Here is a 16,857-nt window from a genome sequence, read left to right as displayed (position 1 = left end):
CCCGAGCACGGGTGCGGCGGCCCGCCGCCCGAGGGTGACGGCGCCGTTCGCCCGCATCGTTCGGGCCGCCGGGCATCGCAGGCCGTCAGTTACAATAGTGCTCTTTTGTGTCGCGGCCAGGTCGTTGGCCGGGCGCCGGCCGCACGGCCTCGCCGGCGCGCCGCACACGCATCCTTTCCGAATCGACGGCGCCCGGCGGCGCGAAAGCATTCATCTATGCACATCCACATTCTTGGCATCTGCGGCACCTTCATGGGCGGTCTCGCCGTACTCGCACGCGCGGCGGGCCACACGGTGACGGGTTGCGACGCGGGCGTCTATCCGCCGATGAGCACGCAGCTCGAGGCGCAGGGCATCACGCTGATCGAGGGCTACGGCGCCGAGCAGATCGACCTGAAGCCGGACCTGTTCGTGATCGGCAACGTCGTCACGCGCGGCAATCCGCTGATGGAGGCGATCCTCGATCGCGGCCTGCCTTACGTGTCCGGCCCGCAGTGGCTCGGCGAGCACGTGCTGGCCGGCAAGTGGGTGCTCGCCGTGGCGGGCACGCACGGCAAGACGACCACGTCGTCGATGCTCGCGTGGCTGCTGGAAGACGCGGGGCTCAACCCGGGCTTCCTGATCGGCGGCGTGCCGCTGAACTTCGGCGTGTCCGCGCGGCTTACCGATTCGAGCTTCTTCGTGATCGAGGCCGACGAGTACGACACGGCGTTCTTCGACAAGCGCTCGAAGTTCGTGCACTACCGGCCGCGCACTGCGGTGCTGAACAACCTGGAATTCGATCACGCCGACATCTTCCCCGATCTCGCCGCGATCGAGACGCAATTCCATCATCTGGTGCGCACCGTGCCCGGCGTCGGGCGGATCGTCACGAACGGCCGCTCCGACGCGCTCGAGCGCGTGCTGGCGCGTGGCTGCTGGAGCGAGGTCGAACGCTTCGGCGTCGACGGCGGCTGGCAGGCGCTGCCGGCCGAGGACGGCGTGCCGGTGGACGAACGCTTCGCGGTGTATCGCCAAGCCGAGCGTGTCGGCGAAGTCGCGTGGCAGGTGCAGGGCGACCACAACCGGATGAACGCGCTCGCGGCGATCGCCGCCGCGCGCCACGTCGGCGTGCCGCCCGCGCAGGCGGCCGTTTCGCTCGCCTCGTTCCGCAACGTGAAGCGCCGCATGGAAGTGCGCGGCAGCGTGGACGGCGTGACCGTCTATGACGATTTCGCCCACCATCCGACCGCGATCGACACCACGATCGCCGGCCTTCGCGCGCGCATCGGCCGCAAGAATGCCCGCATCCTCGCGGTGCTGGAGCCGCGCTCGAACACGATGAAGCTCGGCGTGATGAAGTCGCAATTGCCGTCGAGCCTCGCCGACGCCGATCTCGTGTTCGGCTACGGCGCGCCGACCGGGCGCGATGCGCTCGGCTGGAATCTTGCCGAAGCGCTCGCGCCGCTCGGCGAGCGTGCGCGCGCATTCGACGACCTGCACGTGCTGGTGAAGGCGGTGGTCGAGGCCGCGCGCCCGGGCGACCACGTGCTCGTGATGAGCAACGGCGGTTTCGGCGGCGTGCACCAGAAGCTGCTCGACGCGCTCGGGAGCCGCACGTGATCCTGTATCTGCACGGCTTCCGGTCGTCGCCGGAATCGCAGAAGTCACGGCTGCTCGCCGCACGGATGGCCGAACTCGGCCGCACCGGCGAGTGGCGGTGCCCGTCGCTGTCGGTGTCGCCGCTCGACGCGATCGCGATCGCGGAAGCCGAGGTCGCGGGCGCGCGCGACGTGACCGTGATCGGCAGCTCGCTCGGCGGGTATTACGCGACGTGGCTCGCCGAAAAGCATGGCTGGAAAGCCGTGCTGCTGAATCCGGCGATCGTGCCGCAGCGCGATCTCGAACAGCATCTGGGCGAGCAGCCGCTGTGGCACGGCGGCGGCACGATCGTCGTCGAGCGCCGTCACCTGCACGAACTCGACGCGCTGCGCGTGCCGGCGATCACGCGCGCCGACCGCTACTATCTGTTCGCGGCGACCGGCGACGAAGTGCTCGATTATCGCGAGATGCTCGCCCATTACCCGGGCGCGAAAACCCGCGTGATCGACGGCAGCGATCACGGGATCAGCGAATTTGCCGACTATGTCGACGACGTTCTCGCGTTTTGCGACGGAAAGACGACTTGAACCGGCCGCGTGCCGATCGAATCCCCATCATCATGCGGCGCCGCCGACGCGGCGCCCGGCAGTCTGAACGAGAGTACTGAGTGAACGTTTTCTTCGAGGAATCGGGCAGTTTCAAGGCGGGCAGCGTGCTGTCGCGCCAGGGCGACGCATTTCAGGTCGAGTTGCCCGGCGGGCGGCGCGCGAAGGTGCGCGCGAAAGACGTGCTGATCGAATTCGACAAGCCGGCCGCAAGCGAACTGATGCAGGAGGCCGACACGGCCGCGCAGCAGATCGATCTGGATTTTCTGTGGGAATGCGCGCCGGCCGACGAGTTCGCGTACACGGCGCTGGCCGCCGAATACTTCGGCGCGACGTACGGCCCGGTCGAGCGCGCCGCGCTGGTGCTGCGGCTGCACGGCTCGCCCGTCTATTTCCGCCGCAAGGGGCGCGGCCAGTACCAGCGCGCGCCGGAAGAGCAGCTCAAGATGGCGCTCGCGTCGCTCGAGCGCAAGCGCCAGCAGGCGCTCGTGCAGGCGCAGTATGAAGAGGAGCTGAAGGCCGGCAAGCTGCCGGAGGCGTTCGCGGGCAAGGTGCTCGGGCTGCTGACGCGGCCGGACAAGAATTCGATCGAATACAAGGCGATGGAAGCGGCGGCCGGCGCGCGCGGCGTGTCGCCGGCGCGGCTGATGCTCGACTGCGGCGGCATCGAGTCGCCGCGTGCGCTGCACGAAGCGCGCTTTCTCGCGGAATTCTTCCCGCACGGCACGGGCTTTCCGCCCGTCACGGTCGGCCCGCTGCCGGACGACCTGCCGCGCGCGAACGTCGAGGCGTTCTCGATCGACGACATCACGACCACCGAAATCGACGACGCGTTTTCGGTCGAGCACCTGTCCGACGGCCGGGTGCGAATCGGCGTGCACATCGCGGCGCCGGCGCTCGGCATCGTGCGCGGCGACCCGGTCGACGCGATCGCACGTGCGCGCCTGTCGACCGTCTACATGCCGGGCGACAAGATCACGATGCTGCCGGACGACGTCGTCGACGTGTTCACGCTGAAAGAGGGTGACTATCGCCCGGCGCTGTCGCTGTACATCATCGTCAACCGCGAGACGCAGGAGATCGTCGCGAACGAGACGCGCGCGGAGCTCGTGTTCGTGAAGAGCAACCTGCGCCACAACACGCTCGACGAGCTCGTCAACGAAGAGACGCTCGCGGCCGGCACCGGCGACTATCCGCACAAGGACGACATCGCCGTGCTGTGGCCGCTCGCGCAGGCGCTGTTCGAGAAGCGCCAGGTCGCGCGCGCGGGCTACGGGCTGAAGCGCGAGGTGCAGCGCAACACCGACTACAACTTCTACGTCGAAGGCGAGCGCGTGACGATCACGCCGCGCCGCCGCGGCTCGCCGCTCGACCTGATCGTGTCGGAGCTCGCGATCCTCGCGAACTCGACCTGGGGCGCGTTCCTGCACGACCATACGGTGCCGGGCATCTACCGGTCGCAGCGCGGCTTCGGCGCGCCGGGCCCGAAGCGCACGCGGATGCAGACGACGGCCGCGCCGCACGAAGGCCTCGGCGTCGCGCAATACGCGTGGAGCACGTCGCCGCTGCGCCGCTACGTCGACCTCGTGAACCAGTGGCAGCTGCTCGCGTGCGTGCAGCACGGCGTCACCGCGAAGCTCGCCGCGCCGTTCAAGCCGAAGGACGCCGATCTCTACGCGGTCGTGCAGGGCTTCGACGATACGTATACGGCCTACGCCGACTACCAGCGCCGGATGGAGTACTTCTGGTGCCTGCGCTGGCTCGCGCAGGAGCAGAAGAAGCAGGTGGTCGCGAGCGTCGTGAAGGGCGATCTCGTGCGCCTCGAGGAAATCCCGCTGCTGCTGCACGTGCCGGGGCTCGGCGTGCATGCGCGCGGCACGCGCGTGCTGCTCGACGTGATGTCGCTCGACGAGCTGACGATCGAGGCGTCGGTGCGGCTCTTGAACGTGCTCGACGCGCCGACCGTGACGAGCGGCGACGCGGCCGACGAAGAGGATGACGCCGAAGGCGGCGACGATACGCTGGTCGACGCGCAAGACGCGTCGGCGCAAGCCGAGGCCGAGGCACTGGCCGAATCGGGCGACGCGGCGGCAGAGGGCGGCGAGGCTGCGGGCGGCAACGACGGCGAAGCGGGGCGCGCATCATGAACGCAACTGCGTCGACGAGCGGCGCCGACCGCTATGTCGTGTTCGGCAACCCGGTGGCGCACAGCAAGTCGCCGTTCATCCACGCGCAATTCGCCGCGCAGACCGGCGAGCCGATCGAGTACACGCACCGGCTCGCGCCGGTCGACGGGTTCGAGGCCGCGGTGCGCGCGTTCGTCGCCGAAGGCGGACGCGGCGCGAACGTGACGGTGCCGTTCAAGCTCGACGCGCATGCGCTCGCCGATACGCTGTCGCCGCGCGCGGCGGCGGCCGGTGCGGTGAACACGCTGCGCATCGACGCCGACGGCCGCCTCCACGGCGACAACACCGACGGCGTCGGCCTCGTGCGCGACATCGAGGCGAATCTCGGCGTGTCGCTCGCCGGTGCGCGCATCCTGCTGCTCGGCGCGGGCGGCGCCGCGCGCGGCGTCGTGCTGCCGCTGCTCGACCGCGCGCCGCTGTCCATGACGATCGTGAATCGCACCGCGAGCAAGGCCGAGGCGCTCGTCGGCCAGTTCATGCAGGCCGCGCACGATGCGGGCTGCACGCTCGCGGGCGGCGGCCCCGGCGTCGTGCGCGCCGAGCCGTACGACGTGGTGATCAATGCGACGGCCGGCAGCCTCGATGCCGCGCTGCCGGAATGCGACGCGGCCGCGTTCGGCACGGGCACGCTCGCGTACGACATGATGTACGGCGCGCAGCCGACCGTGTTCATGCAGCACGCGGCGTCGCTCGGCGCGCGCACGGCCGACGGCCTCGGGATGCTCGTCGAGCAGGCCGCCGAATCGTTCTTCATCTGGCGCGGCGTGCGGCCGGACGGTGCGCCGGTGCTCGCCGCGCTGCGCCAGGCGCTCGCGGCGAGCTGAACGGAGCGGCACGTGGTGGCGGTGAGCGGCATGCAGCGCACGCGCACGGTGAGCGTCGCTCGCTGGATCGTCTACGCAGGGTCGGTGTTCGCGCTCGCGTGGCTCGCGACGCAACTGTTCTATCTCGCGCAGATCGCGCTGTGGTCGTTCGTGAACCCGGGCTCGACCGCGTTCATGCGCACCGACGCGTGGTGGCTGTCGCGCGACACGCCGCCCGCGCAGATCCGGCACCAGTGGGTGCCGTACGACCAGATCTCGCGCAACCTGAAGCGGGCGCTGATCGCCTCCGAGGATTCGACGTTCGCGACCAACAACGGCTACGACGTCGACGCGATCCTGCAGGCGTGGGAGAAGAACAAGGCGCGCGGCAGGATCGTCGCGGGCGGCTCGACGATCACGCAGCAGCTCGCCCGCAACCTGTTCCTGTCGCGCGAGAAGAGCTACATCCGCAAGGGGCAGGAGCTCATCATCACGTGGATGCTCGAAACGGTGCTCGACAAGGAACGCATCTTCGAGATCTACCTGAATTCGGTCGAATGGGGCCGCGGCGTGTACGGCGCCGAGGCGGCCGCACGCTATTACTACAGGATTCCCGCGAGCCGGCTCGGCGCGTGGCAGTCGGCGCGTCTCGCGGTCATGCTGCCGAAGCCGCGCTGGTTCGATGCGCATCGCGGCTCGGCCTACCAGGCGCAGCGTGCGGCGGTCATCGCGCGCCGCATGGGGGCGGCCGAGCTGCCGCAATCCGAGTAAGCGGCGCGCCTGCGCCGCTGTATTGTCCGTTTCGCCGTCGACGCGCGATTGGTGCGCTGCAGCGCGTTCGTGTCATCCCCATTTCGGGCCACATCCTTTAGACGAATCCATCTATTTCGCTTTGCTGAGCAATGCCGTCGACCGTGCGATTTTGGTGGTCGGCTTCGCACGAAATCGGTGCTTTTTTAGTCGTCGCGGGTAAACGCGAAAGTCGACGAAAGCGACGTGAAATGCAACGTTTCGCAAATCGAAGCATTCCTGAAAGGTGTGCGCCGCACCGGCCGCACGCCAAATATTTCCAAATTTTTCAAAGCCGGCGGGCTCGCGTATATTGGCCGGCGCCTCGGCTCATCGGCCGCAATCGAGGCGGGGGGCGGCTTATCCCGCTGCTCGACACGAAAAACATCCGAGAGAAGGAACGCAACGATGCCAGCGAGCAAAGCGAAGCTGTTGTTGGGGGTGGTGTGTTCTTCGCTGATTCTGACGGCCTGCAACGACGACGTGACGTCGTCCGCTGCGGCGAGCGCCGCGAATTCAGCCGATCCCGCCGGTCAGGTCGACCGCGCGTACAACGATCCGAACAGTTATTCGTCGAGCGCGAACGCGTCGCTCGACGCGTCCGCCGCGGTCGAAAAGGCCGCCGTCACGCACCACCAGATCACGCTGAACGGCAAGACGATCCGGTACACGGCCACCGCCGGCCACCTCGTCGCGCGCAATCCGCAGACGGGCGCGCCCGAAGCGTCGTTCTTCTACGTCGCCTACACGGCCGACAACCAGCCCGCGGCGAAGCGGCCCGTCACGTTCCTGTACAACGGCGGCCCCGGCTCGGCCTCGGTGTGGCTGCATCTGGGCTCGTTCGGCCCGCGCCGGATCCAGACCGGCGACCCGAACGCGAACGCGTCGACGTTCCCGTTCGTCGACAACCAGGACACGCTGCTCGACACGACCGACCTCGTGTTCGTCGATGCGATCGGCACGGGCTTTTCGGAGGCGATCGCGCCGAACACGAACCAGACGTTCTGGGGCGTCGACCAGGACGCCGGCGCATTCCGCGATTTCGTGACGCGCTACCTGAACGTGAACCAGCGCAACGCTTCGCCGAAATACCTGTTCGGCGAGTCGTACGGCACGCCGCGCACCGACGTGCTCGCGAACCTGCTCGAGACGGCCGGCGTGAAGCTCGACGGCATCGTGCTGCAGTCGTCGATCCTGAACTACAACACCAACTGCGACATGGCGAGCGACTATGTCGGCAACTCGAACAACGGCGCGAGCCCGGTGAGCTGCGCGGGCTTCGTGCCGTCGTACGGCACGGTCGGCGCGTACTACCAGCTCGACAACCCGAACCCGTCGAACCTGCCGCAGTATGCGGACCAGATGCGCCTGCTGACGGCCGGCAGCTACGCGCCCGCCGTGAACGCGTACCTCGCGAGCCACACGCCACCGCCGCCGAACCTGGTCACGACGATGGTGAATTCGACCGGCGTGAAGCAAGCGCTGTGGAATGCGGACTTCAACGTGGTCCCGACCTTCTTCGACAACAGCTTCCAGTTGTCGCTCGTTCCGGGCACGCTGATCGGCCGCTACGACGCACGCGTGAACGTGCCCCTGTCGAGCCCGCTCGCGGCCGACGGCGATCCGTCCAGCTCGTTCATCACGAAGCCGTTCACCGACACGATCGGCAGCTACCTGCCGAACGAACTCAAGTACACCGCGCAGTCGGCCTACTCGGTGAGCAGCAATGCGATCAACACGTGGGACTGGACGCACGACGGCCTCGCGATGCCCGACACGATCCCCGATCTGGCCGCGGCGCTGACGCTGAATCCGCAATTGAAGGTGCTGTCGCTGAACGGGTATCACGACATCGCGACGCCGTTCTACCAGACCGAGCTCGACCTCGCGCGGCTCGGCACGCAACCGAACCTGACGATCAAGGACTATCAGGGCGGGCACATGGTCTATCTCGACGATACGTCGCGTCCGCAGGAGAAAGCCGACCTCGTGACCTTCTACAACGCGGCCGCGCACTGATGCGCGAGGCCGGCGACAGGCGCCCTCGGCGGCGCCGCTCGCCGGCAGTCGACCTCATTCCAGACTGGAGCCTGACATGAAGAATCGTTTCATCGTCGTTGCCGCGGCGCTCGCATGCGTCGGCGCCGCCGCATCCATTTCCGCATTCGCACAGGCGAGCGACGCCGCCGCGCCGGCGCGTGCGCGCCAGGCGCAGCTCGGCGACCCGTACGTGCCGCCGGCCGCGCGCCACGCGAGCGCCGGCACGCAGACGACCGGCGCCGCACTGCATGCGCAGGTGGTGCGCAAGCTCGCGCGGCAGTTCAGCGCGGCCGACACGCAGAACACGGGTTCGATCACCGAGTCGCAGGCGCGCGCGGCCGGCCTCGGCTACGTCGCGAACCACTTCCGGCAGATCGATGCGGGCGGCAGCGGCCGCGTGTCGTTCGCCGACGTACAGCGCTACATGCAGGCGCGCGGCACGAGCCAGCAGTAAGCGCGGGACGCGGTGAGCAAACGGGGCGGAACCTGCGGCACGGCGGGTTCCGCCCCCGTGCGCATCGCCGGGCGGTTGCGCGAGCCCCCGAGTCGATCTCGCCTGAATTCTCATTATCTGGACAACGCATTCAAATATTGGAGCCGAGTGCGTGCGCTCCTACAATCCGAAGCACATCGACAGCTTCGGACGCACGCATCGCGCGGCGCCCGTCGCACACGGAGACACCTTCCATGAAGTTCGCCGGGCGCTTTACTCGGTGCATCGACCGCCGCGACGCCGCAGCACGGGACGCAGTTCCGGCGCCGCGCGAGCGGCTTCACCGATTCCGTTGAAGAAGCCCCGCCCCATGACCAAGATGCCAGACTCCCTTGCCCTCGACGCCCGGCGCGCGATGCCGGCCGAACCGTCGCTGACCGACAGCATCGGCGCGACCAGCACGCCGCTCGACCTCGCCGCGCAGCAGGCCGGCACGCAGACGCTGCTGCGCGGCCTCGCGATCCTCGAGGCGATCGCGAACGGCGCGCGCGACATGCGTGCGATCGGCGCCGCGCTCGGCACGACGCGCAGCACGACGCATCGCCTCGTCAGCAGCCTCGTGCAGGCGCGCTATCTGCGCCAGGTGCAGGGCGGCTACCTGCTCGGCCCGAAGCTGATCGAGCTCGGCACGATCGCGCTCGAACAGATGCCGCTCACCGCGGTGGCGCGTCCGCATCTGGAGGCGCTCGCGGAAGCGACGCTCGACACGATCCATCTCGGCGTGCGCGACGGCGACGACGTGCTGTACATCGACAAGATTCCCGGCACGCGCGGCCTCGAGATGCGCTCGCGCGTCGGCCACCGGATGCCGCTCGCATCGACCGGCATCGGCAAGGCGATGATGCTCGACCTCGATCCCGAGCTGTGGCGCTCGCTGTTCGAAGCCGCGCGGCGCGCGCTGGCCGGCGTCAACTTCAAGCCCGACAACCGGCCCGAGACGAATGCGTTCCTGCAGCGCATGGCCCATTACGCGGTCGGCGGCTATACGTTCGACCTCGAGGAAAACGAGGCGTCGATCCGCTGCGTGGCCGCGCCGATCCGCGACGCGTCGGGCGCGATCGTCGCGGCGGTGTCGGTCGCGAGCACGATTCCGTACATGCCGCACGACCGGATGGACGAACTGATTCCGCTCGTGCAGCGCGAAGCGCGAGCCATTTCCGCGGAACTGGGCTGGAGCCCGCCGCAGGGTACCCGCAGGATCAAACGATGACGACTTCGACCCGGCCCGTTCCGGATGCCTGTTCCGCCGCCCCGTCGCTGATCGCGCTCGACTGGGGCACCACGTCGCTGCGCGCCTATCTGTACGACGCGCACGGTGTGCCGATCGACACGCGCAGCCGGGCGGCCGGCGTGATGCACGTGCCGGGCGGCGGCGCGCGTGCGTTCGACGCGGTGTTCGAGGAAGCGTGCGGCGACTGGCTCGACCGCACGCCCGGCCTGCCGGTGCTCGCCGCCGGGATGGTCGGCAGCGCGCAGGGCTGGCGCGAAGCGCCGTACGTCGCGGTGCCGGCCGGCGCCGACGCGCTCGTCGCGGGCCTCATCACGGTGACGACGTCGCGTGGCACGACGGTTTCGATCGTGCCGGGCGTGATCGCGACGGGCGAATTGCCCGACGTGATGCGCGGCGAAGAAACGCAGATCGTCGGCGCGCTCGCGAGCGATCCCACGCTTGGCGCCGATCGTTCAGGCGTACTGATCGGATTGCCGGGCACGCATGCGAAATGGGCGTGGGTGAAGGACGGGCTGATCGAACGCTTCCAGACCTTCATGACCGGCGAGCTGTTCGCGGTGCTGCGCGATCACACGATCCTCGGCCGCACGATGCGCGCGGGTGCGTCGCCCGACCGTGGCGCGTTCGTGCGCGGCGTGGCGGTCGCGCGCGGCGCGCGGCACACGGGGCTGCTCGCGACGATTTTCAGCACGCGCACGCTCGGCCTGACCGACCGGCTCGCGCCGGATGCGCAGGGCGACTACCTGTCCGGCCTGCTGATCGGCCATGAGCTCAATGCGCTCGACGCGATGCTCGCGGAGCGCGGCATCGCGCTCGCGGACCAGCCGCTGCTGCTGATCGGCGACGGCGGCCTGTGTTCGCGCTACGTCGATGCGCTCCAGGTATTCGGCCACGCGCATGCGCGTGTCGCCGCGCAGGCGACCGAGCGCGGCCTGTGGCGGATCGCGTCGCGCGCCGGGCTCGTGCGCGCGGACGGCGAGCCCGTGTGCGCCGACCAGTGAACTGCTTGCAGAGGAATCTTCGATGCCGTCCGACCTGACATTGCCCGCGCCGTACACGCCCCACGCCGCATTGATGCGCGCGTTCGATGCGTGCCCGCTGATCGCGATCATGCGTGGCATCACGCCCGCGGAAGCGGCCGACCACGGCCGCGCGCTCTACGAAGCCGGCTTCCGGATCGTCGAGGTGCCGCTGAACTCGCCGGAGCCGTTCGACAGCATCGCGGCGCTGCGCCGTGCGTTGCCCGACGACATGATCGTCGGCGCGGGCACGGTGTTGCGCGCCGAGTACGTCGACCGCGTGCAGGACGCGGGCGGCGCGCTGATCGTGATGCCGCACAGCGACGCGGCCGTGATCCGCCGCGCACGCGAGCGCGGGCTGGCGAGCGCGCCGGGCGTCGCGACGCCGACCGAAGCATTCGCGGCGCTGACGAACGGCGCCGACGTGCTGAAGATGTTCCCGGCCGAGCAGCTCGGCGTGACGGTCGTGAATGCGTGGCGCGCGGTGATCGACCGTGCGGTGCCGCTGGTTCCGGTCGGCGGGATCGCACCGGACAACATGCGGCCGTTCCTCGACGCCGGCGCGAACGGTTTCGGGCTCGGCTCGGCGCTGTACCGTCCCGGCCAGTCGGCGGATACGACCGCGGCGAATGCGCGCGCGTTCCAGGCCGGCTTGCGCGCGGCACGCGGCGGAGCCGCATGATGGGCCGCCTCGCGGGCAAGGTCGCGATGGTGACGGGCGCGGGCCGCGGCATCGGCGCCGCGATCGCGCGTGCGTTCGTGCGCGAAGGCGCGGCCGTCGCGCTCGTCGATCTCGACTTCCCGCAGGCGCAGCACACGGCCGCCGCGATCGCACACGAATGCGACGGCGCGCGCGTGCTGCCGTTGCAGGCGGACGTCGCGCGGCAGCAGGCGGTGCGCGATGCGCTCGCGCGGACGGAAGCGGCGTTCGGCCCGCTCGACGTGCTCGTGAACAACGCGGGCATCAACGTGTTCGCCGATCCGCTGACGATGACCGACGACGACTGGCGCCGCTGCTTCGCGATCGATCTCGACGGCGTGTGGCACGGCTGCCGCGCGGCGCTGGAGGGCATGGTCGAGCGCGGTCGCGGCAGCATCGTGAACATCGCGTCGACGCATGCATTCAGGATCATCCCGGGCTGCTTTCCATACCCGGTCGCGAAGCACGGCGTGCTCGGTCTCACGCGTGCGCTCGGCATCGAATACGCGGCGCGCAACGTGCGCGTGAACGCGATCGCGCCGGGCTACATCGAGACGCAACTGACGCGCGACTGGTGGGACGCGCAGCCCGATCCGGCCGCCGCGCGCGCCGAGACGCTCGCGCTGCAGCCGATGAAGCGGATCGGGAAACCGGAGGAGGTCGCGATGACGGCCGTGTTCCTCGCGTCCGACGAGGCGCCGTTCATCAATGCCGCATGCATCACCGTCGATGGCGGGCGCGCGGCGCTGTATCACGACTGACACGACTGACGTAACGATTCGAAAGACCGCACGTGCGACGGCCGCGCGCACGCTGCGTCGAAACCAACAAGCGGCTGCATCCTGTTCGATGAAAACAAGGAGACACTGGAGATGAAACGCAGAACGTTCGTAACGCTGGCCGCCGCGGCCGCGGTGGTGATGGGCAGTCCGGTCGCGCACGCGGCCGACCCGGTCAAGATCGGCTTCCTCGTGAAGCAGCCGGAAGAGCCGTGGTTCCAGGACGAGTGGAAATTCGCCGAGATCGCCGCGAAGCAGAAAGGCTTCACGCTCGTGAAGATCGGCGCGCCGTCCGGCGAGAAGGTGATGAGCGCGATCGACAACCTGTCCGCGCAGAAGGCGCAGGGCTTCATCATCTGCACGCCCGACGTGAAGCTCGGGCCGGGCATCGTCGCGAAGGCGAAGTCGCACAACCTGAAGATGATGACGGTCGACGACCGCCTCGTCGACGGCGCGGGCAAGCCGATCGAGTCGGTGCCGCACATGGGGATTTCCGCATACAACATCGGCAAGCAGGTCGGCGACGGCATCGCGGCCGAGATCAAGAAGCGCGGCTGGGACATGAAGGAGGTCGGTGCGATCGACATCACCTACGAGCAGTTGCCGACCGCGCACGACCGCACGAGCGGCGCGACCGACGCGCTGGTGGCCGCCGGCTTCCCGAAGGCGAACGTGATCGCGGCGCCGCAGGCGAAGACCGACACCGAGAACGCGTTCAACGCGGCGAACATCGCGCTCACGAAGAACCCGCAGTTCAAGCACTGGGTCGCATATGGCCTGAACGACGAGGCCGTGCTCGGCGCGGTGCGCGCGGCCGAAGGGCGCGGCTTCAAGGCCGACAACATGATCGGCATCGGCATCGGCGGTTCCGATTCGGCGTTGAACGAGTTCAAGAAGCCGCAGCCGACGGGCTTCTACGGCACCGTGATCATCAGTCCGAAGCGCCACGGCGAGGAAACCTCGGACCTGATGTACACGTGGATCACGCAGGGCAAGGCGCCGCCGCCGTTGACGCTGACGACGGGCATGCTCGCGACGCGCGAGAACGTGTCGAAGGTGCGCGAGGAGATGGGGCTCGCGTCGAAGTAAGCGGCCCGCCGGCTGCCGCGGCGACGCGGCGGCCGGCGGTCGATGGATCTGGAAGTGGGGAGACGACGTGTCAGCGGCACTGCGTTTTGACAATATCGGCAAGGTATTTCCCGGCGTGCGCGCACTCGACGGCATTTCGTTCGACGTGCATGCGGGCGAGGTGCATGGCCTGATGGGCGAGAACGGCGCGGGCAAGTCGACGCTGTTGAAGATTCTCGGCGGCGAATACCAGCCCGACGCGGGTAGCGTGCTGGTCGACGGCCAGCCCGTGCAGTTCGCGAATGCGGCCGCGTCGATCGCGGCCGGCATCGCGGTGATTCACCAGGAATTGCAGTATGTGCCCGATTTGACGGTCGCGGAAAACCTGCTGCTCGGCCGCCTGCCGAATGCGTTCGGCTGGGTCAGGAAGCGCGAGGCGAAGCGTTACGTGCGCGAGCGGCTCGCCGAGATGGGCGTCGATCTGGACCCCGACGCGCGGCTCGGGCGGCTGTCGATCGCGCAGCGGCAGATGGTCGAGATCTGCAAGGCGCTGATGCGCAATGCACGCGTGATCGCGCTCGACGAACCGACGAGCTCGTTGTCGCATCGCGAGACGGAAGTGCTGTTCAAGCTGGTCGACGATCTGCGCGCGCAGGGCCGTGCGCTGATCTACATCTCGCACCGGATGGACGAGATCTACCGGCTGTGCGACGCGTGCACGATCTTCCGCGACGGGCGCAAGATCGCGTCGCACGAGGCGCTGGCCGACGTGCCGCGCGAGCGGCTCGTCGCCGAGATGGTGGGGCGCGAGATCGCCGACATCTACCATTACGCGCCGCGCGCGCTCGGCGACGTGCGGTTTTCCGCCGAAGGCGTCGACGGCCCGGCATTGCGCGAACCGGCGAGCTTCTCGGTGCGCGCGGGCGAGATCGTCGGCTTCTTCGGGCTCGTCGGCGCCGGCCGCAGCGAGCTGATGCGGCTCGTGTACGGCGCGGACCGCCGGCGCGCCGGCGTGCTGACGCTCGACGGCCAGCGCATCGACGTGAAGCGCACCGGCGACGCGATCCGCCACGGCATCGTGCTGTGCCCGGAGGACCGCAAGGAAGAAGGAATCATCGCGATCGCGTCGGTCGCGGAGAACATCAACATCAGTTGCCGCCGCCATTCGCTGCGTGCGGGGCTCTTCATCAACGGCAAGACCGAAAGCGAAACGGCCGACCGCTTCATCCAGCGGCTGAAGATCAAGACGCCGAACCGGCGCCAGAAGATCCGCTTCCTGTCGGGTGGCAACCAGCAGAAGGCGATCCTGTCGCGCTGGCTCGCGGAGCCCGACCTGAAGGTCGTGATCCTCGACGAGCCGACGCGCGGGATCGACGTCGGCGCGAAGCACGAGATCTACGACGTGATCTACCGGCTCGCGGAGCGCGGCTGCGCGATCGTGATGGTGTCGTCGGAGCTGCCGGAAGTGCTCGGCGTGTCCGACCGCATCGTCGTGATGCGCGAAGGGCGGATCGCAGGCGAGCTGGCGCGCGCCGACGCGAACGAGCACGCGGTGCTGAACCTCGCGCTGCCGCAGACGAGCGCGGCCGAGGCGGCCTGACGCGGCCGGCTACGTCCGGACAAGCCTGGGACAATCGAATCGAACACGCGCGGCGCGGGCCGCACGATGCAGGAGCAGGAGACACACCATGCAAGCCAACGAAAACCTTGCCAGCGCCGCCGTGAAGCCGTCGGCCGACGCGCTGGTTCCGCAGCAGAGCGACCACCAGAAGTGGTGGCAGCATCTGACCGAATACAGCCTGATCGCGATCTTCGCGGTGATGTTCATCACGATGTCGCTGACCGTCGATCACTTCTTCTCGATCGACAACATGCTCGGCCTCGCGCTGTCGATCTCGCAGATCGGCATGGTCGCGTGCACGATGATGTTCTGTCTCGCGTCGCGCGACTTCGACCTGTCGATCGGCTCGACCGTCGCGTTCTCCGGCGTGCTGTGCGCGATGGTGCTGAACGCGACCGACAACACGTTCGTCGCGATCGTCGCCGCGGTCGCGGCCGGCGCCGCGATCGGCTTCGTGAACGGCGCGGTGATCGCGTACCTGCGCATCAACGCGCTGATCACGACGCTCGCGACGATGGAGATCGTGCGCGGGCTCGGCTTCATCGTGTCGAAGGGGCAGGCGGTCGGCGTGTCGTCGGATACGTTCATCGCGCTCGGCGGGCTGTCGATGTTCGGCGTGTCGCTGCCGATCTGGGTCACGCTGCTGTGCTTCATCGGGTTCGGCGTGCTGCTGAACCAGACCATCTATGGCCGCAACACGCTCGCGATCGGCGGCAATCCGGAAGCGTCGCGGCTCGCGGGGATCAACGTCGAACGCACGCGTGTGTACATCTTCCTGATCCAGGGCGCGGTGACGGCGCTCGCGGGCGTGATCCTCGCGTCGCGCATCACGTCGGGCCAGCCGAACGCCGCGCAGGGCTTCGAGTTGAACGTGATTTCCGCGTGCGTGCTCGGCGGCGTGTCGCTGATGGGCGGCCGCGCGACGATCTCGGGCGTCGTGATCGGCGTGCTGATCATGGGCACCGTCGAGAACGTGATGAACCTGCTGAACATCGACGCGTTCTACCAGTACCTCGTGCGCGGCGCGATCCTGCTCGCGGCCGTGCTGCTCGACCAGTTGAAGAACCGCGGCGTACGCGACTGACCGAATCCACGGAGACGACACGCATGACCATCGACCCATCAGCGCAGGGCACGCACGCGGCGGCGAGCGACGCGCGCTATGCGCGCTACCCGAGCCTCGAGGATCGCGCGGTGCTGATCACGGGCGGCGCGACCGGCATCGGCGCGTCGTTCGTCGAGCACTTCGCCGAACAGGGCGCGCGCGTCGCGTTCGTCGATCTCGACGCGGCGGCCGGCGCCGCGCTGGCCGAACGCCTCGCGCACGTGCGCCATGCGCCGCTGTTCCTGTCCTGCGATCTGACCGACATCGACGCGCTGCGCCGGGCGATCGACGCGATCCGTGCGCGCATCGGCGCGATCGCGGTGCTCGTGAACAACGCGGCGAACGACGCGCGCCATGCGATCGGCGACGTGACGCCGGCGTCGTTCGACGCGGGCATCGCGGTGAACCTGCGTCACCAGTTCTTCGCCGCGCAGGCGGTGATCGACGACATGAAGCGGCAGGGCGGCGGCTCGATCGTCAATCTCGGCTCGATCAGCTGGATGCTGAAGAACGGCGGCTATCCCGTCTACGTGATGGCGAAGGCGGCCGTGCAGGGCCTGACGCGCGGCCTCGCGCGCGACCTCGGCCCGTTCGGCATCCGCGTGAATTCGCTGGTGCCCGGCTGGGTGATGACCGACAAGCAGCGCCGGCTGTGGCTCGACGACGCGGGCCGCGCGGCGATCAAGGCCGGCCAGTGCATCGACGCCGAACTGCTGCCGGCCGACCTCGCACGGATGGCGCTGTTTCTCGCGGCCGACGACAGCCGGATGATCACCGCGCAGGACGTGATCGTCGACGGCGGCTGGGCCTGATCGTTCGCACCGACCTGCATCGTTT

The 16,857-nt window shown here is 68.8% G+C and carries 15 protein-coding genes; all 15 read left to right on the top strand.

Annotated elements, in window-relative coordinates; translation table 11 throughout:
* Window positions 1-216: 216 nt before the first annotated feature.
* The 15 genes from mpl to LGM42_RS23130 all read left to right on the top strand — a co-directional run bounded on the left by mpl (window position 217) and on the right by LGM42_RS23130 (window position 16,832).
* The gene (gene mpl, locus LGM42_RS23200) at window positions 217-1,602 is read left to right on the top strand and encodes a UDP-N-acetylmuramate:L-alanyl-gamma-D-glutamyl-meso-diaminopimelate ligase (RefSeq protein ID WP_059638051.1); all 1,386 of its coding nucleotides are present in this window, start codon (window positions 217-219) and stop codon (window positions 1,600-1,602) included.
* Window positions 1,599-2,168, top strand: a complete 570-nt coding sequence (locus tag LGM42_RS23195) for a YqiA/YcfP family alpha/beta fold hydrolase (protein ID WP_059580943.1) — start codon at window positions 1,599-1,601, stop codon at window positions 2,166-2,168. The genes mpl and LGM42_RS23195 overlap by 4 nt, the downstream gene beginning before the upstream one ends.
* A gap of 80 nt (window positions 2,169-2,248) precedes the next feature.
* A complete protein-coding gene (locus LGM42_RS23190; protein WP_226233283.1) occupies window positions 2,249-4,333 on the top strand; it encodes an RNB domain-containing ribonuclease in 2,085 nt (694 codons plus the stop codon).
* Window positions 4,330-5,196 (top strand): shikimate dehydrogenase, encoded by an 867-nt coding sequence (gene aroE, locus LGM42_RS23185; protein ID WP_059638055.1) that lies wholly within the window; start codon window positions 4,330-4,332, stop codon window positions 5,194-5,196. The genes LGM42_RS23190 and aroE overlap by 4 nt, the downstream gene beginning before the upstream one ends.
* A 12-nt stretch (window positions 5,197-5,208) precedes the next feature.
* Window positions 5,209-5,946 (top strand): monofunctional biosynthetic peptidoglycan transglycosylase, encoded by a 738-nt coding sequence (gene mtgA / locus LGM42_RS23180; protein ID WP_060312613.1) that lies wholly within the window; start codon window positions 5,209-5,211, stop codon window positions 5,944-5,946.
* A 426-nt stretch (window positions 5,947-6,372) separates the two neighbouring features.
* Window positions 6,373-7,983 carry a S10 family peptidase gene (locus LGM42_RS23175; RefSeq protein WP_226233282.1) on the top strand — a complete coding sequence of 537 codons (1,611 nt, stop codon included), beginning with the start codon at window positions 6,373-6,375 and terminating at the stop codon, window positions 7,981-7,983.
* A 76-nt stretch (window positions 7,984-8,059) separates the two neighbouring features.
* A complete protein-coding gene (locus LGM42_RS23170; RefSeq protein WP_226233281.1) occupies window positions 8,060-8,458 on the top strand; it encodes an EF-hand domain-containing protein in 399 nt (132 codons plus the stop codon).
* A 349-nt stretch (window positions 8,459-8,807) separates the two neighbouring features.
* A complete protein-coding gene (locus LGM42_RS23165) occupies window positions 8,808-9,707 on the top strand; it encodes an IclR family transcriptional regulator (RefSeq protein WP_226233280.1) in 900 nt (299 codons plus the stop codon).
* Window positions 9,704-10,729 carry a 2-dehydro-3-deoxygalactonokinase gene (locus LGM42_RS23160; protein ID WP_226233279.1) on the top strand — a complete coding sequence of 342 codons (1,026 nt, stop codon included), beginning with the start codon at window positions 9,704-9,706 and terminating at the stop codon, window positions 10,727-10,729. The genes LGM42_RS23165 and LGM42_RS23160 overlap by 4 nt, the downstream gene beginning before the upstream one ends.
* Before the next feature lie 22 nt (window positions 10,730-10,751).
* Complete coding sequence (locus LGM42_RS23155) at window positions 10,752-11,429, top strand: 2-dehydro-3-deoxy-6-phosphogalactonate aldolase (protein ID WP_226233278.1); 678 nt, start codon at window positions 10,752-10,754, stop codon at window positions 11,427-11,429.
* Window positions 11,429-12,208, top strand: coding sequence for an SDR family oxidoreductase (locus tag LGM42_RS23150; RefSeq protein ID WP_226233300.1), 780 nt, complete (start codon window positions 11,429-11,431; stop codon window positions 12,206-12,208). The genes LGM42_RS23155 and LGM42_RS23150 overlap by 1 nt, the downstream gene beginning before the upstream one ends.
* Window positions 12,209-12,319: 111 nt before the next feature.
* Window positions 12,320-13,315 carry an arabinose ABC transporter substrate-binding protein gene (locus LGM42_RS23145; RefSeq protein WP_226233277.1) on the top strand — a complete coding sequence of 332 codons (996 nt, stop codon included), beginning with the start codon at window positions 12,320-12,322 and terminating at the stop codon, window positions 13,313-13,315.
* A 67-nt stretch (window positions 13,316-13,382) separates the two neighbouring features.
* Entirely contained in the window at window positions 13,383-14,894 is a 1,512-nt protein-coding gene (gene araG, locus LGM42_RS23140) for an L-arabinose ABC transporter ATP-binding protein AraG (protein WP_059580968.1), read from the top strand.
* Window positions 14,895-14,982: 88 nt separating this feature from the next.
* Window positions 14,983-15,999, top strand: a complete 1,017-nt coding sequence (gene araH, locus LGM42_RS23135; protein WP_226233276.1) for an L-arabinose ABC transporter permease AraH — start codon at window positions 14,983-14,985, stop codon at window positions 15,997-15,999.
* A 23-nt stretch (window positions 16,000-16,022) separates the two neighbouring features.
* The gene (locus tag LGM42_RS23130; RefSeq protein ID WP_059638071.1) at window positions 16,023-16,832 is read left to right on the top strand and encodes an SDR family NAD(P)-dependent oxidoreductase; all 810 of its coding nucleotides are present in this window, start codon (window positions 16,023-16,025) and stop codon (window positions 16,830-16,832) included.
* The last annotated feature ends 25 nt before the right edge of the window (window positions 16,833-16,857 follow it).

The organism is Burkholderia sp. AU39826, from assembly GCF_020419965.1.
Taxonomy (GTDB): domain Bacteria; phylum Pseudomonadota; class Gammaproteobacteria; order Burkholderiales; family Burkholderiaceae; genus Burkholderia; species Burkholderia semiarida.
This window is presented reverse-complemented; position numbering and strand designations above follow the sequence as displayed.

Coding starts and splice junctions, on each gene's coding strand:
- LGM42_RS23175 (WP_226233282.1), top strand. CDS start 6,373: ATGCCAGCGAGCAAAGCGAAGCTGTTGTTGGGGGTGGTGTGTTCTTCG.
- LGM42_RS23130 (WP_059638071.1), top strand. CDS start 16,023: ATGACCATCGACCCATCAGCGCAGGGCACGCACGCGGCGGCGAGCGAC.
- LGM42_RS23165 (WP_226233280.1), top strand. CDS start 8,808: ATGACCAAGATGCCAGACTCCCTTGCCCTCGACGCCCGGCGCGCGATG.
- araH (WP_226233276.1), top strand. CDS start 14,983: ATGCAAGCCAACGAAAACCTTGCCAGCGCCGCCGTGAAGCCGTCGGCC.
- LGM42_RS23155 (WP_226233278.1), top strand. CDS start 10,752: ATGCCGTCCGACCTGACATTGCCCGCGCCGTACACGCCCCACGCCGCA.
- mpl (WP_059638051.1), top strand. CDS start 217: ATGCACATCCACATTCTTGGCATCTGCGGCACCTTCATGGGCGGTCTC.
- LGM42_RS23145 (WP_226233277.1), top strand. CDS start 12,320: ATGAAACGCAGAACGTTCGTAACGCTGGCCGCCGCGGCCGCGGTGGTG.
- LGM42_RS23170 (WP_226233281.1), top strand. CDS start 8,060: ATGAAGAATCGTTTCATCGTCGTTGCCGCGGCGCTCGCATGCGTCGGC.
- LGM42_RS23150 (WP_226233300.1), top strand. CDS start 11,429: ATGGGCCGCCTCGCGGGCAAGGTCGCGATGGTGACGGGCGCGGGCCGC.
- aroE (WP_059638055.1), top strand. CDS start 4,330: ATGAACGCAACTGCGTCGACGAGCGGCGCCGACCGCTATGTCGTGTTC.
- LGM42_RS23160 (WP_226233279.1), top strand. CDS start 9,704: ATGACGACTTCGACCCGGCCCGTTCCGGATGCCTGTTCCGCCGCCCCG.